The sequence below is a fragment of the Bacillus sp. V2I10 genome (genome assembly GCF_030817055.1).
In the GTDB taxonomy this organism is placed as follows: Bacteria; Bacillota; Bacilli; order Bacillales; family Bacillaceae; genus Bacillus_P.
Map to the genome: position 1 here is coordinate 2909900 of NZ_JAUSYV010000001.1, position 25515 is coordinate 2935414.

27 protein-coding genes are annotated in these 25515 nt (G+C 39.0%); 24 read left to right on the plus strand and 3 right to left on the minus strand.

Annotation, left to right across the window (positions count from 1 at the left end):
• Nucleotides 1–88: 88 nt before the first annotated feature.
• From QFZ72_RS14595 to QFZ72_RS14625, 7 genes are all read left to right on the plus strand, one after another.
• Nucleotides 89–640, plus strand: a complete 552-nt coding sequence (locus QFZ72_RS14595; RefSeq protein WP_307434448.1) for a dihydrofolate reductase family protein — start codon at nt 89–91, stop codon at nt 638–640.
• 99 nt (nt 641–739) lie between these two features.
• Entirely contained in the window at nt 740–1327 is a 588-nt protein-coding gene (locus tag QFZ72_RS14600; protein WP_307434451.1) for an NAD(P)H-dependent oxidoreductase, read from the plus strand.
• 463 nt (nt 1328–1790) lie between these two features.
• Nucleotides 1791–2438 carry a pentapeptide repeat-containing protein gene (locus QFZ72_RS14605; RefSeq protein WP_307434454.1) on the plus strand — a complete coding sequence of 216 codons (648 nt, stop codon included), beginning with the start codon at nt 1791–1793 and terminating at the stop codon, nt 2436–2438.
• Between the two features lie 121 nt (nt 2439–2559).
• Nucleotides 2560–3636, plus strand: a complete 1077-nt coding sequence (locus QFZ72_RS14610) for a Gfo/Idh/MocA family protein (protein ID WP_373464693.1) — start codon at nt 2560–2562, stop codon at nt 3634–3636.
• Between the two features lie 125 nt (nt 3637–3761).
• The gene (locus tag QFZ72_RS14615) at nt 3762–4340 is read left to right on the plus strand and encodes a hypothetical protein (protein ID WP_307434457.1); all 579 of its coding nucleotides are present in this window, start codon (nt 3762–3764) and stop codon (nt 4338–4340) included.
• Nucleotides 4337–5338 (plus strand): Gfo/Idh/MocA family protein, encoded by a 1002-nt coding sequence (locus QFZ72_RS14620; protein WP_307434466.1) that lies wholly within the window; start codon nt 4337–4339, stop codon nt 5336–5338. The genes QFZ72_RS14615 and QFZ72_RS14620 overlap by 4 nt, the downstream gene beginning before the upstream one ends.
• Before the next feature lie 289 nt (nt 5339–5627).
• The gene (locus QFZ72_RS14625) at nt 5628–5966 is read left to right on the plus strand and encodes a VOC family protein (protein WP_307434469.1); all 339 of its coding nucleotides are present in this window, start codon (nt 5628–5630) and stop codon (nt 5964–5966) included.
• A gap of 259 nt (nt 5967–6225) precedes the next feature.
• On the opposite strand, the gene QFZ72_RS14630 is transcribed toward QFZ72_RS14625, so the two are convergent.
• The gene (locus QFZ72_RS14630) at nt 6226–6636 is read right to left on the minus strand and encodes a DUF3224 domain-containing protein (protein WP_307434472.1); all 411 of its coding nucleotides are present in this window, start codon (nt 6634–6636) and stop codon (nt 6226–6228) included.
• Nucleotides 6637–6991: 355 nt separating this feature from the next.
• On the opposite strand from QFZ72_RS14630, the gene QFZ72_RS14635 reads away from it, so the two are divergent.
• From QFZ72_RS14635 to QFZ72_RS14650, 4 genes are all read left to right on the plus strand, one after another.
• A complete protein-coding gene (locus tag QFZ72_RS14635) occupies nt 6992–8275 on the plus strand; it encodes an IS110 family RNA-guided transposase (protein ID WP_307430061.1) in 1284 nt (427 codons plus the stop codon).
• 511 nt (nt 8276–8786) lie between these two features.
• Complete coding sequence (locus QFZ72_RS14640) at nt 8787–9041, plus strand: hypothetical protein (protein ID WP_307434474.1); 255 nt, start codon at nt 8787–8789, stop codon at nt 9039–9041.
• 515 nt (nt 9042–9556) lie between these two features.
• Nucleotides 9557–9703 carry a hypothetical protein gene (locus QFZ72_RS14645; RefSeq protein ID WP_307434476.1) on the plus strand — a complete coding sequence of 49 codons (147 nt, stop codon included), beginning with the start codon at nt 9557–9559 and terminating at the stop codon, nt 9701–9703.
• 177 nt (nt 9704–9880) lie between these two features.
• Nucleotides 9881–10282: a GerAB/ArcD/ProY family transporter gene (locus QFZ72_RS14650; RefSeq protein WP_307434480.1), complete on the plus strand. Its 402-nt coding sequence runs from the start codon at nt 9881–9883 to the stop codon at nt 10280–10282.
• A 279-nt stretch (nt 10283–10561) separates the two neighbouring features.
• On the opposite strand, the gene QFZ72_RS14655 is transcribed toward QFZ72_RS14650, so the two are convergent.
• Together QFZ72_RS14655 and QFZ72_RS14660 are read right to left on the minus strand one after the other, a co-directional pair.
• A complete protein-coding gene (locus QFZ72_RS14655; protein WP_307434482.1) occupies nt 10562–11131 on the minus strand; it encodes a DUF6944 family repetitive protein in 570 nt (189 codons plus the stop codon).
• Nucleotides 11132–11222: 91 nt separating this feature from the next.
• The gene (locus QFZ72_RS14660) at nt 11223–11507 is read right to left on the minus strand and encodes a phospholipase A2 family protein (RefSeq protein WP_307434485.1); all 285 of its coding nucleotides are present in this window, start codon (nt 11505–11507) and stop codon (nt 11223–11225) included.
• 238 nt (nt 11508–11745) lie between these two features.
• On the opposite strand from QFZ72_RS14660, the gene speD reads away from it, so the two are divergent.
• The 13 genes from speD (at nt 11746) to QFZ72_RS14725 (ending at nt 25461) form a co-directional block, all read left to right on the plus strand.
• The gene (gene speD, locus QFZ72_RS14665; RefSeq protein ID WP_307434488.1) at nt 11746–12564 is read left to right on the plus strand and encodes an adenosylmethionine decarboxylase; all 819 of its coding nucleotides are present in this window, start codon (nt 11746–11748) and stop codon (nt 12562–12564) included.
• 118 nt (nt 12565–12682) lie between these two features.
• Nucleotides 12683–13486, plus strand: a complete 804-nt coding sequence (fdhD, locus tag QFZ72_RS14670; RefSeq protein WP_307434491.1) for a formate dehydrogenase accessory sulfurtransferase FdhD — start codon at nt 12683–12685, stop codon at nt 13484–13486.
• Between the two features lie 68 nt (nt 13487–13554).
• Nucleotides 13555–14565, plus strand: coding sequence for a GTP 3',8-cyclase MoaA (gene moaA, locus QFZ72_RS14675; protein WP_307434493.1), 1011 nt, complete (start codon nt 13555–13557; stop codon nt 14563–14565).
• A 22-nt stretch (nt 14566–14587) separates the two neighbouring features.
• Nucleotides 14588–15874 (plus strand): molybdopterin molybdotransferase MoeA, encoded by a 1287-nt coding sequence (locus QFZ72_RS14680; RefSeq protein WP_373464561.1) that lies wholly within the window; start codon nt 14588–14590, stop codon nt 15872–15874.
• Complete coding sequence (gene mobB, locus QFZ72_RS14685; RefSeq protein ID WP_307434496.1) at nt 15844–16374, plus strand: molybdopterin-guanine dinucleotide biosynthesis protein B; 531 nt, start codon at nt 15844–15846, stop codon at nt 16372–16374. The genes QFZ72_RS14680 and mobB overlap by 31 nt, the downstream gene beginning before the upstream one ends.
• Nucleotides 16355–16831 (plus strand): molybdenum cofactor biosynthesis protein MoaE, encoded by a 477-nt coding sequence (locus tag QFZ72_RS14690; RefSeq protein ID WP_307434499.1) that lies wholly within the window; start codon nt 16355–16357, stop codon nt 16829–16831. The genes mobB and QFZ72_RS14690 overlap by 20 nt, the downstream gene beginning before the upstream one ends.
• Entirely contained in the window at nt 16824–17057 is a 234-nt protein-coding gene (gene moaD, locus QFZ72_RS14695) for a molybdopterin converting factor subunit 1 (RefSeq protein WP_307434501.1), read from the plus strand. Before QFZ72_RS14690 ends, moaD begins: the two co-directional genes overlap by 8 nt.
• A 225-nt stretch (nt 17058–17282) precedes the next feature.
• Complete coding sequence (gene fdhF / locus QFZ72_RS14700; protein WP_307434505.1) at nt 17283–20249, plus strand: formate dehydrogenase subunit alpha; 2967 nt, start codon at nt 17283–17285, stop codon at nt 20247–20249.
• Entirely contained in the window at nt 20233–20772 is a 540-nt protein-coding gene (locus QFZ72_RS14705; protein WP_307434508.1) for a helical membrane plugin domain-containing protein, read from the plus strand. The genes fdhF and QFZ72_RS14705 overlap by 17 nt, the downstream gene beginning before the upstream one ends.
• 64 nt (nt 20773–20836) lie before the next feature.
• Entirely contained in the window at nt 20837–22108 is a 1272-nt protein-coding gene (locus tag QFZ72_RS14710; RefSeq protein WP_307434511.1) for an L-lactate MFS transporter, read from the plus strand.
• A gap of 234 nt (nt 22109–22342) precedes the next feature.
• Entirely contained in the window at nt 22343–24019 is a 1677-nt protein-coding gene (locus tag QFZ72_RS14715; protein ID WP_307434513.1) for a DUF6044 family protein, read from the plus strand.
• 22 nt (nt 24020–24041) lie between these two features.
• Nucleotides 24042–25052, plus strand: a complete 1011-nt coding sequence (locus tag QFZ72_RS14720; protein ID WP_307434516.1) for a glycosyltransferase family 2 protein — start codon at nt 24042–24044, stop codon at nt 25050–25052.
• Entirely contained in the window at nt 25036–25461 is a 426-nt protein-coding gene (locus tag QFZ72_RS14725) for a GtrA family protein (protein ID WP_307434518.1), read from the plus strand. Before QFZ72_RS14720 ends, QFZ72_RS14725 begins: the two co-directional genes overlap by 17 nt.
• The last annotated feature ends 54 nt before the right edge of the window (nt 25462–25515 follow it).

Here is a 25515-nt window from a genome sequence, read left to right on the forward strand (position 1 = left end):
ATGAGAATAAAATTATAACAATTAAAGGAAATTAAAGAATATTATAGAAGTAATTTACTGAATTCATTGAAAGGAGGAAGGCAGCTGGATGGTTAAATTAATTTATCATGTCGCAGTTTCATTAGACAACTTTATTGCGGATCAAGGTATGATAGATGGGAATATTAATAAATCTCTCTTTTTATTTGAAGGCGATCATGTTCCGGACTTTTTAACTGATATTCAGCAATATGATTCGGTGTTGATGGGTGGAAAAACATATGAGTTTGGATTTCAATTTGGTGCTAAACCTGGTGAACCTGGGTATAAGGGCTTAAAACATTACATATTTTCAAACTCCATGCACTTTGAATCAAATGATGAAGTCGAACTTGTGAAAGGAGATGCTTTAGGGTTTATCGAGAATCTCAAACAGCAAGGCTGTGGTAAGATTTGGCTGTGCGGAGGTGGGGAATTAGCTGGTTCATTGCTGAAAAATAAACTTATTGATCAATTAGTGCTCAAGGTTAACCCAATTATAGTAGGTGATGGAATACCTCTATTCGGAAGCGTTAAATCGGATTTGAAATTAGAGTTAGTGGATATGAAACAGTATTCTAACGGGGTCATTAAACCAACTTACAATATTATTTATGACTAGGTGCCTTATACATCAAACTTGTTGCAAGGCTGCGGGTAATTAGATATTTTCTGCATCTTACTCAAGGAATTCAATCAAATTTAAATGGAGGAATGTATAATGAAACATCTTGTTGTTTATGCACATCCACATCCTGGCAGTTTTAATCATGCAATATTAGAAACAACTGTAAAAGCTTTAGAAGGCAATGGTCATCAGGTTGTTGTGAGAGATTTGTATGCCTTGGATTTTCAGCCTGTGCTGAAACCGCAAGATACGGCTGCTATGAAATCTGGTGATATCCCTGATGATATTAGAACAGAACAAAAATTCATTTCGCAAGCAGATATTATCACATTTATATATCCAATTTGGTGGACTGGACTTCCAGCTATTATTAAGGGTTATGTAGATCGAGTATTTTCCTATGGCTATGCCTATGCATATGGAGAAGAAGGAATTATTCAATTACTCAAAGGGAAGAAAGGCCTGATTATTAATACTCACGGTACTCCCAAAGAGATATATGACCAAATTGGGATGACCGCAGGTTTGAAAATCACATCAGATATTGGGATATTTGATTTTACAGGGATTGAGCCATTAGAGCATTTATTATTCGGAAATGTCTCTGAAACCCTTGAAGAAGCAGTGCGGAAGGATATCCTAAACCAAATTGAAGAGACAATTAATTCTCTTTTTAAGTAGGGGAATTATACACGACAACGACTGACTGTTCTAAAATTCGGACAGTCTTTTTTTTGTAACAATGACATTGTAAAATGACCTAATAGAATGATCGGCTTTGTAAATTGCAGGCAGGAGATGACTTAGTTGAATTTTATGTTTTAAATTAAGGTTTAATAATGTTAGCTATTCTTATTCTTTATATTAAAGATTATAAGTAACAAGATTTCATTAAAGAAGGTGCTTTTTATAGAATCGCGACTCTTCAATAAGAAGAATCGCTTTTTTTTGCAGCTATCGGGCGATAAGGTGGAAATGAGGGTCAAACAACTAGTTGAAGCAGATAAGTGGAAGAAGAAATAGTTTCGAAGACATAATTCCATAAAAAATTAAAGACTTATAAATTCTATCATCTTTATGTTAGAGTTCATTTGAATTCCTTTACTAATTATCCGAATAACTTATTGAAGGGTGTTATTGTATTATGACAAAAAGTTTTAAAATTGAACTTCCAAAAATTCCGCCAAACCTAAAAAAAGCAAATTTCCAAGACATTTATTACGAAGAAGATCCATATTTAGCAAACAGCATTATTACAGACACTGCCATTGATAATGCGGAGATTGATAAATTAGTTCTGTCCAAAGTCACTTTTAAAAATGTAAGACTCATAAATGCTTCTTTTAGGAGGATTGATATGACAGATGTGCTTTTTGAAAACTGTGACCTATCTAATGCTAGCTTTAGTGAAGGAATTATACATAGAGTCACTTTTAAAGACTGTAAATTAATGGGCTTAAATCTTACAGAAGCCAATATAGGAAACGTTTCTTTTGAAAATTGTATTGTAAATATGAGTGACTTTGTAGATGCTCGTTTAAAACAGGTGATATTTGATAATTCATCTTTGCAGAGTGCTAACTATTATGAATGTAAATTTAACAAGGTTAAGTTTAATCGATGCGACATTGACAGCGTTGATTTTACCCAAACTACACTTAAAGGAATAGATATTAGTACATGTACTTTTGATCGTATCAATGTGGATATAGGAAATTTGGAAGGTTGTGTAGTTTCTCCTGAACAAGCAATTGGATTTGCAACGTTGTTAGGGTTAAAGGTAAAAAGTTAAAATCTTAATGAATTAAGGGTGGATTCAGTTACATATTTGTTCTTCAATTATCGTGCGCGTTTCTTCATTATGAGGGAACGCCTTTTCTAATGCTGCAAGAACATAAACTGGTGAGTCAATAATTAAACAACTTAATTTTAACCACCGTTCTAAAAATGAAGCTCAAGCTCACTTTCACATTCAGCCCTATCTCGATCACCCAGAGGCCGAACTTTACGCACTGTGTGACCTGAATGAAGAACGGCTGAGGGAAAATGGCAGGAAATATCGAGTCAGCCGTCTTTATCAAGACTATAAAGAACTGCTTTTAAACAAAGATATTGAAGCTGTGAGCATTTGCACTTGGAATGAGTCGCATGCCGAAATTGCTGTTGCGGCACTGGAAGCAGGCAAGCATATTTTAGTAGAAAAGCCGCTAAGCATCAGCGTGAAAGAAGCACAAAAGGTGCAGAAAGCAGCAGAACAATCTGGAAAAGTTGCGCAGGTAGGATTTGTCCGCCGTTTTGGCAGCAATACGAAAACACTGAAGCAGTTTATCGATCATGGGGAGCTTGGAGATCTCTACTATGCAAAAGCCTCTATTTTAAGGCGCCTTGGTAACCCGGGCGGTTGGTTTTCTGATAAAAAGAGATCAGGCGGCGGCCCTCTTATCGACCTTGGCGTTCACGTTATTGACCTTTGCTGGTATTTAATGGGGAAGCCTGCGCCGGTATCTGTGTCTGGAAATACGTATAATAAATTGGGGAACAGAGCACACATTGAGAATCTTGACTTCTATAAAGCTGCTGATTTTAATCCTTCCAAAAATGATGTGGAAGACTTGGCAAACGCTTTAATTCGCTTTGAGAATGGCGCCTCTCTTTTCGTTGATGTCAGTTTTACCCTTCATGCGCAGACAAACGAAGTATCAGTAAAGGTATTCGGTGACAAAGGAGGAGCAGAAATAGAGCCGGTATTTAAGCTTGTGACAGAAAAACACAATACTATTCTGAACATTGATCCACAAGTTGACCATAAAGAATTCCATTTCGAAAAAGCGTTTTACGAAGAAATTCATCACTTTGTTGACTGCTGTTTTGGCAGAAAAGAAACAATCGCTCCAGTAAAAGATGGAGTTGACGTCATGAAAATGCTGAGTGCAGTCTATGAATCTGCTGAAAAGGGGACAGAAATAAATCTGAAAGAGCATATTCACTAAAAGGGTGATTGGATGGAAAGGCGAGTTAAAGTGAAAGTTGTCTGTTGCAGAGATGATTTTAGCTTGAGAAATACAGATGAAAATATAACAGTAATAAAAGATAAAGACCTGGAACAAGCCTTGATTTGCTTGTGGATGCATCTGCGGCTTATATAGATGCCGAAACATTATTGGAGCATTCAGGTACATTAGGAAAAATTACATGTAGTCTTAACGTTTATTTCAAGCAGCAATTTGACCCTGTATTAGAAAAAATGTTTGAAATTTTATCCAATAAAAATCAAACCTCAAACGGTGTTTTTCGTTTGCGGAGAAACCTTAAAACCCCAGTTATGGACCTTGAAATGGCTGCTGAGATTGCTTTTTTAATCCAAAGTTTTGGAACATGCAAAAGTCTTTACATTAAAAGATCAAAACCAAATCATAGAAGCTACATCATAATTAGCGCAACTTTCGAAAAGCGAGTCATGGCCCATTTGGAATACAGTTTTTTGCCGGATGAGCCTGTTCTTCTGGAAGCAGAGTGGTCGGGCCAGAATAGTATAGTGGAATACTTCACAGAAAAAGCGCCAATTATGCAAACAAAAGGACCAGCTGAGGTGAATGACGTACTAAAAAAAAGCTTTCCTATTACGAATGAATTGTTAGAGGCATCACTCAAACTGAAGCGCCAATTTTCTCGCATAAAGGAGGCTGGCGGATGAAGATAGGAATCATTAGTTTTGCCCATATGCATGCTTTTACCTATGCAGATTGCATCGCCTTTATTGACAATGCAGCATTGACGGCAGTATATGATAATGACGAAACAAGGGGAAAGAAGGCCGCAGAAAAATTCGGAGTCAACTATTATCATGAAATGGATGAGTTTTTGCAGCTTGATTTAGATGCTGTCATCATCTGCAGTGAAAATAGCCTTCATAAGGATATGACAATCAAAGCTGCTAGAGCAAAAAAACACATCCTTTGCGAAAAACCAATTGCAACTACGCTTGAAGATGCACAAGAGATGATTCATGTCTGTGAACAGGAATGTGTCATTCTTCAGATTGCGTTCCCTGTCCGATTCAGTACTTCCATTGCAGCATTAAAAGCAATGATTGACAGGGGAGAGCTAGGAGAAATTCTTGCCATACGCTCTGTGAATCGAGGTCAATGCCCTCGCGGCTGGTTTACAGTACCGGAGCTTTCTGGCGGCGGAGCGGTTCTAGATCATACAGTACACATGATCGATATTATGAGGTGGTACCTCAGTAAAGAAATAAAAGAAATCTATGCCACTGTTTATCGCTGCTTTCATGAAAAAGACATAGATGATGCTGGTCTTTTGACGCTTACCTTTGAAAATGGCATTATCGCTTCCCATGACTGCAGTTGGTCTAGGTTTCCGTCCTTTCCTGCTTGGGGTGATGCAGCGATTGAGGTTTTTGGAACAAAGAAAAGTGCAAAGGCAGATGCTTTTGGAGAAAAGCTTCTTGTTTTTAATGAAAATAACGGCAGACTTAAATATGATCACACAGGCAATAATATCGATTTAGACTTAATAAGAGAGTTTGTAGAATGCATTGAATTCAAAAGGCAGCCAAGCATTACAGGCTACGATGGACTAAAAGCGCTTGAAGCTGCTCTTGCTGCCTATGAATCAAATAAAAATTCTTCACCTGTTTTTTTGATAAAAGATGAAACAGAAAAACTCCTTTAAATCAAAAGCTTAAAGCCCACGCGAAATGCGTGGGTTATAAGCTTTTTCTTATAGGTGTTTTTTAATATTGTAAAAGCAAAAAAATTCATTTATGACGGAGGCAATCGAGGGCGTTAATTATGGGAAGGATAACGTCTCTTTTTGTTGAATAAGGTTTTAAAATAGATTAAAGTTGTTTAACGGTAAAGCTATAGAGAATTATTGTTATATTTACTTCCTAATTAAAAAACATTAGCACTTGCATGAAGGAATTGTAATTGAAGAATATCTTTATAAAAGAGGTGTATATATGAAAATGAATCATTTAAATCTAACAGTCAATGATGTTGCAGCTTCACGGGAGTTTTTAGAAAAATACTTTGGTATGACATGTGCAGGAAGCCGTGGGAACGGATTTGCTGCAATGTTTGATGAGGATGGTTTCGTGTTGACTTTAATGAAAGGGAGCAATGTCAAATACCCTAAAACGTTCCATATTGGTTTCCCTCAGGAAAATGAAGAACAAGTCGATATTATCAACCAACGTCTGAAAAATGATGGGTTTGAGGTTGAACTTCCGCACCATGCACATGGCTATACCTTCTACGTAGAAGCTCCGGGAGGATTTACAGTTGAGGTTCTGTGTTAAATAAATTTTCTTGTACGATTGGTGGCTTTTTGCGCAATTTCATATGCAATTATTCAGCTAAAATATTGATTTTCGATCTTCAATTAAAGGGCGCGTTTCTTCAGGAATGCGTCTATTTTCTTTTTAGGCCAGATTGTTGAGGAACGTTTTCTGGCAATTAGATTATTCGAGTTTGAATATATCATCGAGATTGTGAATACTTTCACTTAAACAACGAAAGGACATTCCTGGTATTACAAGGGATGTCCTTAGTACTAAACTATAATGTATTTTGCTGGAATTCAAAGTCTAGAATCATTTTACTGGTTTGTCCTGTAAACTTATAATTATAGGACCCTTTCAGACTTTCTAAGTCACCGGTAGCTTTGATGATTGTTGCCGGAGAATCTAGATTTCCTTTATCAAATATTCCTTGCTCTATAGCTGTAAAAGTCCCCCGTTTTCCCTTATATGTGCCTTCGAAATGCAGAAATCCGGAAATTTTAGAAGTAGCCATGTGACCATCATCTATATTTGAATCTAAATAATATAATAAATATTCAACAAAAGCTTTTCCTTTTAATTCACCGTCAATATCATATTCGACATGGGCAATATTAATAGGGAAATCTTTTCTAGTGTCATCGACTGGCTTTTCATCCCATTTGCTTACTGTAAATGCTACCTCCATACGCGTAAATCTCCCTTCATTATTAGATGAGTAATCTACTTCCAGTATACCACCTAAAAAGTTCCATCAATAGTGGTATCTCATAGGGAATGAGTTCATAGCTGACTATTCCGCAATCGGGGGCGATTGCAGCAATGTGATTTCTTTTCTTTTTCTTGTAGAAGGTCTAATCAGAGTTACCGAACAATTAAATGGTTATATGTGGTAATGTAAATGTAAAAATTAGATAAAGGGGCAGCATTCCTGTAATGAAGAAAAATGGGGTTTGAACAAAAAATAAACCTCTTGGTAAGATATGAGTGTCCAGTGCTTGCCGGCAAAAAGGACGAACTCAAATAACCAGGAGGCTGTTCAAATGAATTATAACCAAAATAAAAAGATTGCTCAAATAACTTCTCAAACACTAATTGTAGGTGTAGATATTGCGAAGTACAAGCATGTAGCTCGTGCTCAAGACTTTAGAGGCCTAGAGTTTGGTGCACCTTGTCATTTTGAAAATACCAAATCACATTTTAATCTTTTTTTAGGCTGGATAAAACATTTGATGGAACAACACGGCATGGATAAGGTGATTATTGGAATGGAGCCGACAGGTCATTATTGGCTCAACCTCGCTCATTTTCTTAAAGAAGAGGAGATAAAGTTTGTCGTGGTAAATCCTATGCATGTGAAGAAATCTAAAGAATTAGATGATAATTCTCCAACCAAAAATGATGTGAAGGACGCTAAAGTCATTGCACAGCTAGTCAAAGATGGGAGATATGCCGAACCTAATATTCCACAAGGAGTTTATGCAGAACTTCGTGTGGCAAGGAAAATACGCGATCTCTTATTTGTTGACTTACAAGCTGTGCAGGGGCAAATTCATAACTGGTTAGATCGATATTTCCCTGAATTCCTTACAGTGTTTAAGGATTGGGAAGGAAAAGCAGCACTACAATTATTAAAGTTAAACGTATTACCACATGAGTTAGAGATAGTCTCGGAACAAGAGATCCTCATTCACCTCAGAAAAGCTGTAAAACGTGCGGTTGGACTCAGTAAAATTCAAGAACTTAAACGAGTAGCCAAAGACTCTATCGGTATTCGTGAAGGTTCAAGGATGGCTAAATTAGAGCTTCGCACTTTACTAGACAAGTATGAGTTAATAAATGAAAAGTTCGAAGAACTAGAATCTGATATTGATGGACTCCTTGAACGGATACCAGGTGTTCAACAAATGTTGGCCATCACAGGAATCGGCAAGGACACTGTAGCTGGCTTCTTTTCTGAAGTAGGGAATTTAAGTTACTATTCTCACCCTCGACAAATCATCAAGTTAGCTGGGTTGAGTTTAAAGGAGAACACCTCTGGAAAGCACAAAGGGCATACGAAGATTACAAAGAGAGGCAGGAAGACACTAAGGGCTCTCCTCTTCCGAGTAGCGATGCCTTTGGTAGCTAAGAACACTGCTTTTAAAGCTTTACATGAGTATTTTACAACACGTAAAAATAATCCTCTAAAGAAAATGCAATCGCTGATAGCGATATGTAATAAGCTGATACGAATTCTTTTTACGATTGGTACAAAACAATGTGAATTTAGTGAAGATAGAATGTTGAAGGATATTCCTCATATGGCTCCTTTACTGGCAGCTTAGGGTTCATTAGTTAATATTCAAAAGGTTTTATTTAGGATTATTATTTAGACATTTGAAGCACGGATTAGTCAGTAAAACAATTAAAGTAAGGACTTTGATCCTGTCGGGCAGCATCACTGACATCCACCTCATGGAAAGGTTGGACGAAGGAATTTTGGAGCGTAGACTCTGTGAGACATGGGAGGGTTGACCTCCATGAGACATGTGGACATCCACCAGTGCAACCATACTTTAACTAGATAACCACTTTTTGGATAGGAGTGGTTAGGCAGTTAAGGACTTTTTTTCTCTAACGCACCAAAAATATCCTTATTTTCAACTTACATCCATAACTTTGATGTCTAATTAAAATAAATCTAGATGAAATCTTAAGAAAAAGCTAGAAATCCAGAGTTATTCCTTTCTTTATAGAGGGAGTTTAATGGAACTAGTGATAGTATTAGTTTGTGATGTATGTAACGGAAGGAAGAACCTCTAAACAACAATATACCAAAAGTGGTGGTGGTTAGAGTTGAAGATAATAGTACAAGCAATTATTGGTTCACTTATTATACATATGGTTTATTTTATTAGTACGATGATAATAGGCTATATAAAGACTAAAAGATATGTTACAGATATAGAGAGTGCTTGGGATAATGCAGGCACACTTCAAAACAAAGTGTCTTTTGGCAGCACAATCTCACCTGGTTTTTATTTAGTATCTTTTGTGGGAGTAACGGTAATTTGCGGTTTGATAATTCTTTTGAAAAATTCCTTCATCTAAAAGGAACTCTAGCTGCAACGCAATACTCCATCAAAAGGGCGTTAATCCAAGAAGGGTTAACGCCCCCAATCTTGGAAAAAAGGATGTATCAACTTTGTACTGAGTTATACAACACTTGAGAATCTTCAGATTGTTATTAATGACGACGAAACTCGGCTGCTAGAAGATATTTTTAAAGGGGCAACTGTTAAAATATCCTCTTCTTGTTCAGGGTGTTCGGTTACTTCTGAAGATGAAATTATAAAAGTTAATATTAAATGGGATGTTCAAAATGAAGAAACTTTTTTCTTAGAACTATAAAAGTAAGATGGTATAACAACTAAAATATTCACTTTATGATTTCGGTTGCCATATACGTCGGTCGGTATTGCACTACCAGGCAGGATTGCTAAATAAATACTTTTAATAACTAGATTATTCAGTATTGATGAAACCTTTTACATAAATTACCGTATTATTTTAGGAGGACAACGTAGTTGTTATTCAAGTAACAAGTATGATTTGGAGGGATAGAAGTGGCAAGGTTTATTGAAGACTTAACTGGTGCAGCCTTTGATTTCTTTAAGTTTATTTTCACAAGTATCAGTTATATCCTAGCAGGAATGTTGATTGTCGGAGTTCCGCTTTATCTAATTGCATTAGCATTTGAGACACTAAATTAAAGGGAACGATTGCAGGACAAAGAGTCGCCCCTTTAGCTTTAAATTGGGCAGGATTCTTGAATAGGATAAGTTGAAGAAACAAATGAGATATTTATATAAAATATTTCAAGCAAATCAAAGGGAAAAGGAAAATGGAGAAAGAACAATAATTAGAATGGTTAGTTGGGTGGAAGTGTTTTGATTATTATAACAATGCTAGCCATTCTCGTTCTTGGTGCAGATTTAACAGCAAGACAAATTTATCCAAGCTATATATTGGCTAAGAAAATCAATATCGCTGATTTCTTGACGAGACTGGAAGCAATACTAGCAATCATATGGTTCATCACAATTTTTGTTAGATTTAGTTTGTTTTTTTATGTGGGCGTTTTAGGTCTGGCACAAACATTAAAATTGCAGGATTATCGTCCTCTGGTTTTTCCGTTTGGCATGATTTTGATTGTTTTTACAATAATTATGGCACCCAATACCGTCTATTATAATACTTTTATTTCAGACATCTGGCCGTTTTATGCTTCGACATTCGGGTTTCTGCTTCCTTTGTTATTATTAATAATCGCCAAAGTTAAGAGAAAGTGATATACAAAACTAAGATCGGGTCATATCTTAAGAGTTTGTGTAAAATTCTATCGGTTTTTTGACAAAACACCTATGAAATTTTTTATAGTTATTTCAACAATACCTACGATAAGAGACTCAGGTGTTATTCCATTTAAAGGGGCGCGATTGCAGCATAATGCGATTGCTCTTTTCTTTTTCTTTATGATTTCACCTACATGATTAAATTTCAAGAGAGGAAACGAAAAGAGAAGCCTCTAATGAAGGCTCCCTATCTTTGCATGGAAAATGCGATAATCGTTATCTTGTACCTTCTGACGTTATGGCATCAGCTGCCAGCAGCGCACCTACTGCCTGAAGATATGCGACAAACCATGCAAGCGCTCTCCCTTCTGCAGGATGTTCCTTTAAAAAATAAATGCCGCTGAGACCATCGACAGCAGAACCGCTTGCAATTAAAAGATTACCTGCAGTAAGCTGTTCACGATATGTCAGATCCATCTGTGCAGCAGTTCCGATTGCTTCTGCAGACGCCCCCAGTGACTGAATCACATTTCCAATCACATCCAGATAATGACCATCTTTCTTTTGACCATCAAGAAGAACTACTCTTGATGCAGCGTTTGCTGAATTTCCTGCTGCCTGCAGCCAGCTGCCGAATACACTCACTTTTTTTTCGGGATAACCTGTTTTTCCGATTGCCTGAAGCGAATTTCCTGCTGCTTCAATTGCATTGCCCGGGCCAGTCAATTTATAAGAAAGTTCTTCTTTCCCAATTAGATTTATGCTTTCTCCAGATGCATTAATGAATGTGCCCGCCACAATAAGCCATGCGCCGATGATATCTAATTCATTTTCCGTTTCTTTCATGCAGACACCTCGCGGCCAAATAAAAAAAGTTAATATTACAGCATATGGGATATTTTATGATTGTTGATTTGTGAAGATATCTAAAATTGAATCAGCCGCCGCAAGTAAATAATGTTTTTAATTTCATTACTTTGTACATAAGCGCAGCGTTTCGGCCTTTTTGAGTATGGTTGTTGATTTTCGTGCGAAGACACTCTATAAATGCATAATCGCATTCGCAAGACGAAATTCCCCGGTCTAAGCAGCGGTCATGTCTTTGGCAGCAGGCATCCACATCGTTGATCGGAAGTCCGGGGCCGCTGCAGCCGGGACCGCACCATCTATAATCAGGGAAAATACAGCGTGGCCTTCTCTTGATATTCTTCCTTCCTGACATAAAAAGATCTCCTTTTTAGCTCGTATACTCTATTTATATGAATGAGAATAGATATTTGAATTGGCTAAAATCCCATGCCATTGTGAAAAAATAAGCTTTATTATTAAAAAAATGTTTTTCTGAAATCAGCACGATCCGTTTCTTCCTTTCCAAAGTGGGTAATATATTAACAAAATGACCTGTTAAAAACTTAGCATCTTAAGAGAGATTTTTTCTAAATCGAAGGGAGAACAAAATCTTGAAACTAACTTCTGAACAGAGGATTCAGCTGCATGAATTCAATAACCTTACAAAATCGCTGAGCTTCAATATGTACGATGTTTGTTACACGAAAACAAAAGAAGAACGAGAAGCTTATATACAGTATATTGATGAGCAGTACAATGCTGAGCGATTAACCAAAATCTTAAAAAATGTTACGGATATAATCGGTGCGCATGTACTGAATGTGGCACAGCAAAACTATGTGCCGCAGGGGGCAAGCGTGACAATTCTCGTATCCGAGGGTCCAGTTGTAGAAGTTCCTAATGAATCGTACGAAGAATCACCAGGTCCGCTTCCTGATTCGGTCGTTATGCAGCTTGATAAAAGCCATATTACCGTTCATACATATCCAGAATACCACCCGAATGAAGGAATCAGCACCTTCAGAGCGGATATTGATGTGTCAACTTGCGGGGAAATCTCACCCCTTAAAGCACTCAATTATTTAATCCATTCCTTTGATACAGATATAATGACAATGGATTACCGGGTGCGAGGTTTCACGAGGGATATTAACGGCGAGAAGCTGTTTATTGACCACGACATCAATTCTATTCAAAATTACATTCCGGAAAAGGTGAAGGACGCATACGACATGATCGATGTAAATGTGTACCCTCAGAATATCTTCCATACTAAATGCAAACTGAAGGAATTTGATTTAAATAATTATTTATTCGGTTATACGAAGGACAAGCTCAGTAAAAATGAGAGAAACGAAATTACAGACCGATTAAAAATTGAAATGGATGAAATTTTTTACGGAAAGAATATGAAGCCATTTTCAGGATGAAAAATGGGGGCTTTCTCACAAAGTGGGAGAGCCTTTATATTTGCTGCTTTCAAAAAAACAAAAGTTGGATTATCATAATGTAAATATGTGAGAAAAAAGGGGTAAAGGAGCAGCCATTTTGAAACCAGTAGAAATAAAACGCAAAATACTCCGCATTTCAGACGGCAACGCTAAGGGGGAAGAGGATTCAATCGTTACAGAATATCCGTTAACCATAAAGGTTAACGGGGAAGAATTTGTAACGATGATCTGCTCGCCTGAATTTATTGAAGACATGGTGATCGGGTATCTGGCGTCAGAAGGAATCATTCAGACCTGCGAGGATATAAAAGAAATCTGGATTCAGGAAAAAGCAGGGTTTGTTCACGTGAATACATTGAAAGACTATCCTTACTTTCATCATTTTCAAAATAAACGCTATCTCACTTCATGCTGCGGGATGAGCCGGCAGGGCTTTGTATTTGCGAGTGATGCAAGGACAGCAAAAAAAATCGACGGTATACATGTTCAAATAACCTCAGATAAATGTTTTTCCCTTATGAATGATATGCAGAGTCTGGCTGGTGTTTTTCATCTAACAGGAGGTGTGCATAATGCGGCCCTATGTGATGAAAATGGAGTTCTCCTCTGCAGAATGGATATTGGGAGACATAATGCGCTGGATAAGATTTATGGGCACTGTCTTAAAAAAAATATCTCCGTTCATAATAAAATCCTTGTTTTCAGCGGGAGAATCTCTTCTGAAATTCTCATGAAAACGGCTAAAATCGGATGTGAGATTGTATTGTCTAAATCTGCTCCAACTGAATTAGCGCTGGAGATGGCTGAAGAACTTGGAATTACAGTAGTCGGATTTATTAGAGAATCATCCTTGAATGTCTATACACATCCTCAAAGAATCATTCTGGAAAGAAATATCTGATTGTTTCATTTAGTTAGCATATTCTGAAGCTTACATGTAAAATACATAACAGAAGAGAGGCGAGGGATATGAAAAATTCTGCACTTGATTCATGGGACCGTCCGCTCCGTGATTTAAGAATCTCAGTCACTGACCGGTGTAATTTCCGCTGCCGCTACTGCATGCCGGAGGAGATATTCGGCCCCGATTATTCTTTCTTGTCATCTGAGAAAATCTTATCTTTTGAGGAGATCGAGAGATTAGCTGTCATCTTTTCATCTTTAGGTGTAAAAAAACTCCGCCTTACTGGAGGGGAGCCTCTTCTCAGAAAAGAGCTTCCTGTCTTAATAAAGATGCTCAAAAAGATTGATGGTATTGAAGACATCGGGTTAACGACCAATGGATCGCTTTTAAAAGGTTTTGCTGCTGAACTGTATGAGGCAGGTTTAAGACGCGTCACGGTAAGTTTGGATTCTTTAAATGAAGAGCGTTTTGCCGAGATGAATGGCCGCCGAAGCAAGGTGAAAAACATCCTGGCCGGAATAGAGGCAGCTGCTTTAGCCGGTTTACAGGTCAAGATTAATATGGTTGTACAAAAAGGGGTAAACGATGAAGACATTCTTCCGATGGCCGATTATTTCAAAGCGCAAGGTCATACCCTCAGATTTATTGAATATATGGATGTGGGAAACTCTAATGGCTGGCAGCTGGACCATGTTGTTGCAAAAAGTGAAATTTTAAGTGTGATAGGAGAGCGTTATCCCTTAAATAAGATTCCTCCTAACTATACCGGAGAAGTTGCTGAAAGATATGAATATCAAGATCAATCTGCTGAGATCGGCATCATCTCGTCTGTGACAGATTCTTTTTGTTCCACTTGTTCAAGGGCCCGCATATCTGCTGAAGGCAAGCTATACACCTGCCTCTTTGCATCAAAAGGGACAGACCTTAGGCAACTGCTTCGTTCTGGAAAAAGCAATATGGAGCTAAAAGCGATTATTCGGGAAATATGGAATCACCGCAGAGACCGGTACTCTGATGAACGGACTAGTGAGACACGCCAGAGGAATAAAGTAGAGATGTCTCATATCGGGGGATAATCAATAGAGAGGAGATGCCAGTTTGGTAGAAAAAAGGACACCTATTGCAGTTTCTGACGCTGTTCAAAAAGTCATGGACTTTGCGATTAGAGGTAAAGTTGAACTTGTGGCGCTTGAAAACTCATATGGACGCTTTTTAGCAGAAGATTTAATCGCGGACCATGATGTGCCGTCTTTTGACCGGTCCCCTTATGATGGATTTGCTGTCCGTTCTGAAGATACTGCTCAAATCACGAGGACGAACCCAGGTGTTTTTGAAGTTATCGGAGAAATTGGAGCAGGTTCTGTCTTTCATAACAGCGTTGGACGGAATCAGGCTGTAAGAATTATGACCGGAGCTCAAATACCTGCAGGAGCAGATGCGGTTGTCATGCTAGAACTAACGAAAGAGATTGCTGCTGAAGGAAAAAGATTTGAATTAAAGCGTTCCTTGAAAAGCGGAGAAAACATCTCTTTTCAAGGGGAAGATACAAAAAAGGGAACTATACTTGCGGCAAAAGGAAGTGTCATTACCCCAGGCATTGCTGCTTTGCTTGCGACGTTCGGATATCGTGAGGTTCCAGCTGCGAAAAAGCCAGTAATCGGAGTGCTTGCAACGGGCAGTGAACTGCTTGATGTCAACGAACCGCTGCAGCCCGGAAAAATCCGCAACAGCAACTCTTATATGATTCTCGCTCAAATTGAACGGGCAGGGGGAGAGGCGAAATATTTCGGGAAGTTCAGTGATGATCTTGAACAATGCATCAATGCCGTGAGAGATGCACTAAGTCAAGTCGATTTGTTGATTACAACAGGCGGAGTGTCTGTCGGTGATTATGATTATTTGCCCGCCATTTATGAAAAGCTCGGTGCAGATGTTCTATTTAACAAGATTGCGATGAGGCCGGGAAGTGTCACAACCGTTGCTGCTTTAGATCAAAAATTACTTGTTGGCCTTTCCGGAAATCCGTCTGCTTGTTTTGTCGGATTTGAATTGTTTGTCAGGCCGGCAGTCCGGTATCACAATTTTCATCAATCACCGCATGTAAGAAAAGAAAAAGCTTATTTGGGCGAGGATTTTTCTAAGGCAAATCCATTCACCAGGTTTGTAAGGGCTGAGCTTCATTTTAATGAGGGCAGGCTTTCTGTTCTTCCTTCTGGCTTTGATAAATCAAGTGCCGTTTCATCTTTAGCAGAAGCAAACGCACTTATTATTCTTCCAGGCGGAACGAGAGGCTATCAGGCTGGCATGATGGTGGATGTCCTATTATTGGATGATCAAAAGGGAAGTGATTGGCCGTGGGAAAACATTGTGCCGTCATACAAATAATCGGACATCAAAACGCAGGAAAGACAACTTTATTGGAAAAGCTCATAAAAAGAGCAAAAGAGAACAGTCATCAAGTTGGAACAATCAAGCATCACGGACATGGAGGCATTCCAGATCATGGATTTCAGGTAAAAGACAGTGATCGCCATTCAAAAGCAGGAGCTGTTTTAGCAGGGGTTGAAGGGGATGGTGTCCTTTTGCTTAATTTGGCGGGTCAGCATTGGCCGCTTGCAAAGCTGGTGGAAATCTACCAATCTCTGTCCATTGATACAATTTTCATAGAGGGATATAAGAAAGAACATTTTCCAAAAGTAGTTTTATTAAAAGAGGAAAGCGATCTCTCTCTATTAAAATTAAGCAGCATCATATGCGTCATTACATGGCCTGAAATCCACAGCTTAAACATACATGTTCCAATCTTTCATATCGAAGATGAACAGAATTACATCGACTACATAATGGGAATTGTGAGGGGTCAGCATGAGTCAGGAATATTTTGAGATTACGAAGGATTCAATTTCAGCTGATCTAGTGACGAATAAAGTTGCAAGAAGAGAAGCTGGAGCCATTACAACTTTTATTGGGACAGTAAGAGAATTTACACAAGGCAAAAGAACGCTTTATTTAGAGTATCAGGCCTATGAACCGATGGCTGTAAAAATGCTTGAGCAAATCGGCGATGAAATAAAAGGACGCTTTCCGGATGCCATAACAGCTATTACCCACCGAATAGGCAAGCTCGAGATTTCAGATATAGCTGTTGTGATTGCCGTTTCTTCTCCGCACAGGAAAACAGCATATCTAGCAAATGAATATGCGATAGAGCGGATCAAACAGATTGTTCCCATCTGGAAAAAAGAACATTGGGAAGATGGGACGATGTGGATTGGAGATCAGCTTGGGCAAACACCATACCCTGAGGGAAAACCCAAGAAAGAGGGCGGAAAAAATGATTAAAATCTTGCTGTTTGCCCATTTACAGGAAGAGGCCGGAACCGCTGCAATAGAAATTGACAAAAGGGGCCTTACCGTGCACGAATTAAAACAGTGGCTGCAGGATAACCACGGGCTGCGAGGATTAAGCAGTGTCATGACCGCAATTAATGAAAGTTTTGCAAATGAAGGTGATGTAATTAGAGATGGAGATACTGTTGCGTTCATTCCGCCTGTAAGCGGAGGGTAGGATAAGAAGGGTTTCAGTTTAGCTGAAACTCTTTTTTTGTTCCATTTCTTCAAGACATGAACAGTTTTAGGTTTAACGATTGTTGAAAAGACAGAATCTTGCTACAATTTAGAGAGCGCTTCCATTTATTTTCGCTTTGTTTTGTTCCAGGCTGTATAGGGTAGATAAAATGCTGTAATATAAATTGATTGAACATTTTAATTATTCTTGAAAGGGGAGGTCTTTTTGTCAGATAGTTTTAACGTGAAAATAAACGGAGCTGAAGCTAAAGGATATGCAAATCAGACAGCTCTACAAATTCTTTCAGGTCATAAACTAGAGGTACCCAGCGTTTGCTTTCATCCGAGCCTTGGTGCAATTGAAACATGTGATACATGCATCATTAAAGTAAACGGCGAATTTGTGAGGGCCTGTTCAACTGAGATCAAGAACGGGGATGAGATTGATTCACTATCACCTGAAGTAAAAGAGGCCCAGCTCATAGGCATGGACCGGATTTTACACAATCATGAGCTCTATTGTACAGTCTGTGATTACAATAATGGAGGCTGTGAAATACACAATACGGTGAAAGAAATGAAAATCAATCATCAAAGCATACCATTTGCCCCGAAGCCTTATGAAATAGACCAGACGAATCCTTTTTACCGCTATGATCCCGATCAATGTATTCTTTGCGGCAGATGTGTAGAAGCATGTCAGAATGTACAGGTTACAGAGACCCTTTCAATCGACTGGGAACGAGACCGGCCCCGTGTGATTTGGGACAACGACGTGGCGATCAATGAGTCATCCTGTGTTTCCTGCGGTCATTGTTCAACTGTTTGCCCATGCAACGCAATGATGGAAAAAGGGATGGAAGGTGAAGCGGGTTATTTAACAGGGATCTCCAAACAAACTTTGCGCCCCATGATTGAGATCACGAAAAATGTTGAAACGGGCTACGGTTCAATCCTTGCTATATCTGACATGGAATCAGCTATGCGTGATGAGAGAATTAAGAAGACAAAAACCGTCTGTACATATTGCGGAGTCGGCTGCAGCTTTGACATTTGGACGAAAGAAAGAGAAATTTTAAAGGTTGAACCTCAAGCTGAGGCACCAGCCAACGGGATCTCAACCTGTGTGAAAGGCAAATTCGGCTGGGATTATGTCAATAGCGAAGAACGTCTTACGAAGCCGCTGATCAGAGAAGGAGATTCCTTCCGAGAAGCTGAATGGGATGAGGCGCTGACGCTGATTGAGCGAAAGTTTTCTCAAATAAAAAATGAACATGGGCCTGACGCACTGAGCTTTATCAGTTCCTCGAAATGCACAAATGAAGAATCATATTTAATGCAAAAGCTTGCCCGGTCAGTAATTGGTACGAATAATATTGATAATTGTTCAAGGTACTGTCAGACACCGGCCACAATGGGATTGTTCCGAACAGTCGGCTACGGAGGTGATTCCGGCACGATAAAAGATATTGAGATGTCAGAGCTTGTCCTGATCATCGGCTCAAACACTTCAGAATCACATCCTGTTCTGTCCACCAGAGTGAAGCGGGCTCATAAGCTGCATGAACAGAAGCTGATTGTCGCAGACCTCAGAAAACATGAAATGGCTGACCGCTCCGACTTATTTATTCAGCCTGAATCTGGTACAGACATTGTGTGGCTATCTGCGGTAACCAACTATATAATCGACCGGGGCTGGGCGGACATGCATTTTTTGAAGAACAGAGTAAATGGATTTGATGACTATAAGGAAAGCTTAGAGAAATTCACACTGGAATATGCAGAAAAAACAACAGGCATTTCGAAAAGTGAACTGATAAAATTAGCTGAGATGATCCATGAAGCGAAAAGCACAGTCGTCCTTTGGGCAATGGGCGTCACTCAGCATTCGGGCGGAAGCGACACTAGTACAGCCATCTCGAACCTGCTGCTGATTACAGGAAATTATGGCCGTCCCGGCACAGGTTCCTATCCTTTGAGAGGCCACAACAATGTGCAGGGAGCAAGTGATTTTGGAAGTATGCCAGACAGGCTTCCGTCCTATGAAAAAATCACCGATCCTGCTGTAAGGGCTAAATATGAAAAAGGATGGGGAGTCAAATTGCCGGAGCAGCCGGGTTTAAACAACCACGAAATGGTGGCCGGGATTCACGCCGGCAGCGTGAGAGCCATGTATTTAAAAGGAGAGGAAATGGGGATTGTGGATTCTAATTTGAACTACGTCCATGCTGCATATGAAAAATTGGATTTCTTCGTCGTTCAGGACCTCTTTTTATCGAAAACAGCGGAATATGCAGATGTTGTGCTTCCGGCAAGTCCAAGTCTTGAAAAAGAAGGAACGTTTACGAATACTGAACGCAGAATTCAGCGTTTATATCAGGTCCTTGAACCTTTGGGAGACTCCAAGCCGGACTGGAAAATAATCATGGAAGTTGCGAATAAGCTAGGAGCTGGATGGGATTATAAACACCCAGGCGACATCATGGAAGAAGCAGCGATGCTTGCCCCTCTTTTTGCAGGAGTAAACTATGAGCGTCTTGAAGGGTACAAAAGTCTTCTATGGCCTGTAGCAGCTGATGGAACGGATACGCCTGTTCTTTTCTTGGATGAGTTTCCTTTTCCGGATGGCAAGGCCCGCCTCTTTCCAGTCGATTGGACGAAGCCGCTCCAATTTGGAGATGAATATGATATTCACGTGAATAACGGCAGGCTACTCGAACATTTTCATGAAGGCAATATGACCTATAAATCAAAAGGTATTACTTCAAAAACACCTGCTACTTTCCTTGAGGTATCCCCTGAACTTGCTTTAGAGCGCGGTTTAAAAGACGGATCGCTTGTCAGGCTGATATCCCCATATGGACAAGTAAAGGTTAAATGTGTAATAACAGATCGCGTGAAAGGAAAAGAAGTGTACCTGCCGATGAATGATTCAGGTGAATCAGCCATTAATCTCATTACGAGCAGCTATGCGGATAAAGACACAGATACACCTGCTTATAAAGAAGTAAAAGCAAAGCTTGAGGTGCTGGAAATCGAGGGAGTCAATCCATTGCCAAAAAATAATTTCAGGTATGGAAACCCTAATCCGCAAAGAGGTGTGGAAGTAGAAAGAAAATGGAAGCGCAAAGACTATGCGTTCCCAGGCGACCTTGTTAAAAAGGAGGGAAAGAAGGTTGGCAAAGGCAACTAAAACCATTACCCGAATTGAAAAAACAGAAGAAGAAAAGCGAAAAGAAGACTTAAGAGAAGTTGAAGATGCTTTAATTGATCATAAAGACGCCATTATTGATACGCTTGAGATTCTTCAGTACATGCAGGATAGAGGGATTTTGCCGTTATTGAAGGGCTTATTCGGACAGGGTGACAAAGTGATGGACATTCTGGTCAAGACAGTGGATAAAAAAGAAACGACCAACAGTTTAAAAAATCTGCTTTTAATGACAGGGGTGCTTGGCATGATCAATGTCAAGCAGCTGGAGCCTTTTTTATTAAAAGTGAATGCAGGAATTGCAAGAGTGGCTGAAAATAAAGATCCGGCAGAAAAAACAAGCTATTTTGACCTTGCCCGCTCGCTGAAGGATCCTGAAGTAAACCGGGCAGTCACAATGCTGATCAGTTTCTTGAAGGGAATGGGACAGGAGACGGAGCACATTGAAAAAACCAATCAAAGTAAAGAAGATCAAGCGCGTCATAAAAATGAAACTCTGGAATAAGGAAATGGAGGCAGGCAATCAATGTGTCTGCCTTCACCCTAATGCTTAGAAAAGAGGAGAAAAAATGACGAAAACGAAAAATCGCTGGCTGATTGCAGCTGCTGCGGTAGGGATCCATATTTCAATTGGCTCTGTTTATTCATGGAGCGTATTTACCAACCCCCTTAGAGATGAACATAATTGGCGGTTAAGCGAAATCTCGCTTACATTCAGCATTGCGATTCTGTTTTTAGGATTATCTGCAGCATTTATGGGACACTTTGTTGAAAAATATGGACCCAGAGCTTCTGGTCTTCTTTCTACGCTATGTTTTGCGGCGGGATTAATAGGAGCAGGTTTCGCTGAAAGTATAGGGTCTTTGTATCTTTTGTATTTTTTTTACGGAGTTCTTGGAGGCATCGGGCTTGGCATCGGATATATTACCCCGGTTTCCTCATTAGTTAAATGGTTTCCCGATAGAAGAGGACTTGCGACAGGACTTGCCATAATGGGCTTTGGGTTTGCATCTCTAATTGCCAGTCCTGTTATAGCATCCCTCATATCAAATGTTGGAATAGACCGGACTTTTTATATACTTGGAACCGTCTATTTTATCATCATGATCTCATCATCGTTTTATCTTGCTCCTCCTCCTGAGGGATGGATGCCTGTAAATAAGAAAGAAAATCAGCCTGCCGCAGAAAATGTAAAGAGTGATCTGTCACAGCTGACAGCTAATGAAGCAGTCAAAACGCTGCGCTTTTGGGCTTTGTGGGCAATGCTTTTTATCAATGTTGCATGTGGAATTGCAATAATATCCGTAGCATCCCCGATGGCTCAGGATATTGCAGGTTTAAGCACAGCTGCAGCCGCAGCTATGGTAGGTATTATGGGGTTATTTAATGGCTTTGGACGAATAGGGTGGGCAACTGTATCAGACTATATTGGCCGTCCTAACGTATATACTGCATTCTTTGCCATACAAACAGCTGCATTCCTTTTACTTCCTAATGTCACAAACGCCAGCGTATTTCAGGCCCTTATCTTTTTAATATTAACCTGCTATGGAGGAGGATTTGCTTCCATTCCAGCTTACATTGGCGATCTTTTTGGCACAAAACAGCTTGGGGCTATTCATGGGTACATTCTGACCGCATGGGCGGCAGCAGGGCTTGCAGGTCCGCTTGTTGTTTCATGGATCAGAGAAACGACTAACAGCTATTCTTTGACCCTCTATATTTTTGGAAGTGCGTTTGTTGCTGCTTTAGCTATTTCTCTTCTAATAAGGATCAATATAAAAAAAGTTCGTGATATAAATCGCACATCTGCATCTAATGCAGTAAGCCATCATACTTAATAAAAACATGCTGTATCTGATGAGGAGATCCGTTTGAACGAACCAACTCATAATAACAGATAAAATTAGAAAAAACCTTGGATTTAATCCTTATTTTTCTGACAGCAATGAATAAAATCGAGATGGACTTGTGAAAACAAGCCCTTTTTTTTATACGGCAATAAAAACGGAATATTTTATCTGAAGTTGTAAAAATTAAAGGAAACACACCTGCTTTATCCCCGAGGTGAATTTATGGAACAAAAAAGGAATAAAAAAATTGAACGCATTTTGATCTATTTATGCATGTTGGCCATTGCTTTATATGTGTCACCACTTTATATCCTAAATGAAAATGCGCACATCCGCGTTCATGATAACCTGGATTCTAACCTTGCCTGGTATAAAGTGCTGACCGAAAATGGTTATCTTTTCAGCGGACTGAATGGAACTTTGCCGAAAATCATAAACGGACTTCCAAGAAATGCTCTTGGTTCAGAATGGAATCTTCAAATCTGGCTGTATAACTGGTTTCCGACTATGACAGCTTATGCATTTTCACAAACTATAACAAGAGTTTTTGCCTTTTTGGGAATGTTTCTTCTCTTGAAGGACCATTTTATGATAGAAAGGAAATATTTATTTATTGTCGCAGGGACGGCCTTAACATTTGCCCTGACACCTTTCTGGCCCCAGGGGATGCTCAGTACGCTTGGAATGCCTCTTGCATTATGGGCCTTTTTAAATATCAGAAAGGGAAATCGTTCTTGGCGCAACATTACAGTTTTAACCTTGCTTCCTTTTTATTCAAGCTTCGTCTTAGGTTTTTTCTTTTTTTTAGCGGCTATGGGTATTCTATGGATAATGGATGTGATGAAAGAAAAGAAATGGAATTTTCCTTTTATTGTCTCCATCGGATACATGACACTTGTCTTTTTTATAGTTGAATACCGATTAATGTATTCCTTTTTATTTTCATCTGAACCAAATAGCCGTGATGAATACTTTCATGCGAGACTTCCTTTATGGCGAGTCATAAGGCTCACATTTAAGAACTTTGTATTAGGCCATACACATGTCATGACAGTCCATAGCTTGATTATCCTGCCGGTTACGCTGATTGCTTTATACATAATTATTCGTAAAAGAAAATGGAAACTAGAAAAGCCTTTTGTCTTTTTATTAAGCTTGAATTTCTGTTTATCAGCATGGTATGCTTTCTGGTTTTATAAAGGCTGGCTTCCTTTAACGGAACGTTTTCATTTCTTGGATACCTTCAACTTTGCTAGATTTCACTTTTTGCGTCCTATCATTATTTATATTGGATTTGCTCTCGGACTCAAAATTTTATACAGTGAATTCCGGAGAAAATGGGTAATCGGGGCGTGTATTCTAGCTCAAGTATTTTTGCTTGGCACCTTTAACGATGAAATTATCTATCAAAAAAAACCATCTGTAAAAGAATTCTACGCAGTGGAACAATTCGCCGAAATTAAAAAACATATCGGCATACCTGTTGAGGGTTACAGAGTTGCAAGCCTAGGGCTTCATCCTGCTATCGCTCAATACAACGGATTTTATACTCTCGATACGTATAACAACTTTTACCCGCTCTCGTATAAATATCAATTTCGGCAAATCATTGAAAAAGAACTTAGTAAAAATAAGGGACTGCGGATTTACTTTGATGAGTGGGGAGGTAGATGCTATCTTTTCAGCAGCGAGCTCGGGAAAAGGTATATGTTTACTAAAAATTCAACAATTAAATTGAAAGATCTTGATTTGAATATGGAACCATTTAAAAAAATGGGGGGAAGGTATATTTTTTCAAGCTTGCCGATCGAACATCCTGAAAAGAACCATTTAATTTTGGATAAAGTATTTCATTCTCACGAATCTGTGTGGAGAATTTATCTTTATAAGGTCAAATAAACACCATGGGGGACTTCACATAATGAATGCACCAACGCTAACTATTGTAGTTCCATGCTATAACGAAGAAGAAATTCTTCCTCAAACCATTCATAAACTCAGTCAATTGCTGGACAGTATGTTTATAGAAAAGAAAATATCATCAAAAAGCAAAGTCCTGTTCATTGATGATGGCAGCAAAGACTCTACTTGGTCAATTATTAATAAAGCATGCCTTCATATGGAGAGGGTGGCAGGGTTAAAATTATCACGAAATGCAGGACATCAACATGCATTGCTTGCAGGCATGTTCACCGCAAATGATGAATCCGACTGCATTATCTCTATTGATGCAGATCTTCAGGACGATATCACAGTCATTCATGAATTTATTGACAACTATCAAAAAGGGTATGAAATCGTATATGGAGTCAGAAAGAAAAGAGAAACAGATACTCTTTTCAAACGCAAATCGGCTGAATGGTTTTATAAGTTAATGAAAAAGCTTGGAGTAGAGCTCATATACAATCATGCGGATTTTCGGCTGATGAGCAATCGGGCTGTACAGGAATTGAAAGGATTTGAGGAGGCAAATTTGTTCTTGCGGGGCATCGTTCCGCTCATAGGGTTTAAATCAGCTAAGGTCTATTATGACCGGAAAGAAAGGCTTGCAGGCCAGACCAAGTATCCTTTTAGAAAAATGCTTTCCTTTGCTTTCGATGGCATCACTTCCTTTTCTGTTACACCTATCCGTTTAGTTTTATCAATGGGTTTGATTACTTTTATTATTAGTCTTCTATTTGGCGTTTACTGTCTGACGATGAAATATCTAGGATGGACTCACACAGGATGGACGTCTTTAATTGCCTCTATATGGTTAATAGGCGGTTTGCAGATGATTGCTACAGGATTAGTTGGGGAGTATATCGGAAAAGTGTACAAAGAAACAAAAAAGCGTCCCAAATATATTGTAGAGATTGATTTATTCAATCTTCCCATCCAAAAAAACAATCTGATTCAAGAAGAAGACTATCGCTATGAGCTCAGAAAGTAATTTCATACGACTTGATCCGCTTTTATTAAGATTCATTCTCGTCGGAATTATGAATACAGCCGCAGGCTTATCAGCAATCTTTCTTTTGCTGAACGTTATAAACGTTTCTTACTGGCTGTCAACTTTTTTGGGTAATATCATAGGTGCAGCCGTCAGCTATTATTTAAATCGTTCATTCACCTTTTCAAGCCAGGCCAGCATCAAAAGGAGTCTCCCGCGGTTTATAATAGTGATTGTTTTTTGTTATTTTGTGTCATTTTCCTTCGCCAAAGCGGCAGCTGAATTCATTTATACTGGATTCCCCCAAGCCTTTATTCTGACTCAAGATATGCTTGCTGTACTAGCAGGGACAGGTTTTTATACGATCTTAAATTTTTTGGGACAGAAGTATTTTGTTTTCAAATACTGATTATTAGCTGATATCAGCAAACATACGAAAAAAGCAGAAGTATATATTACTGCT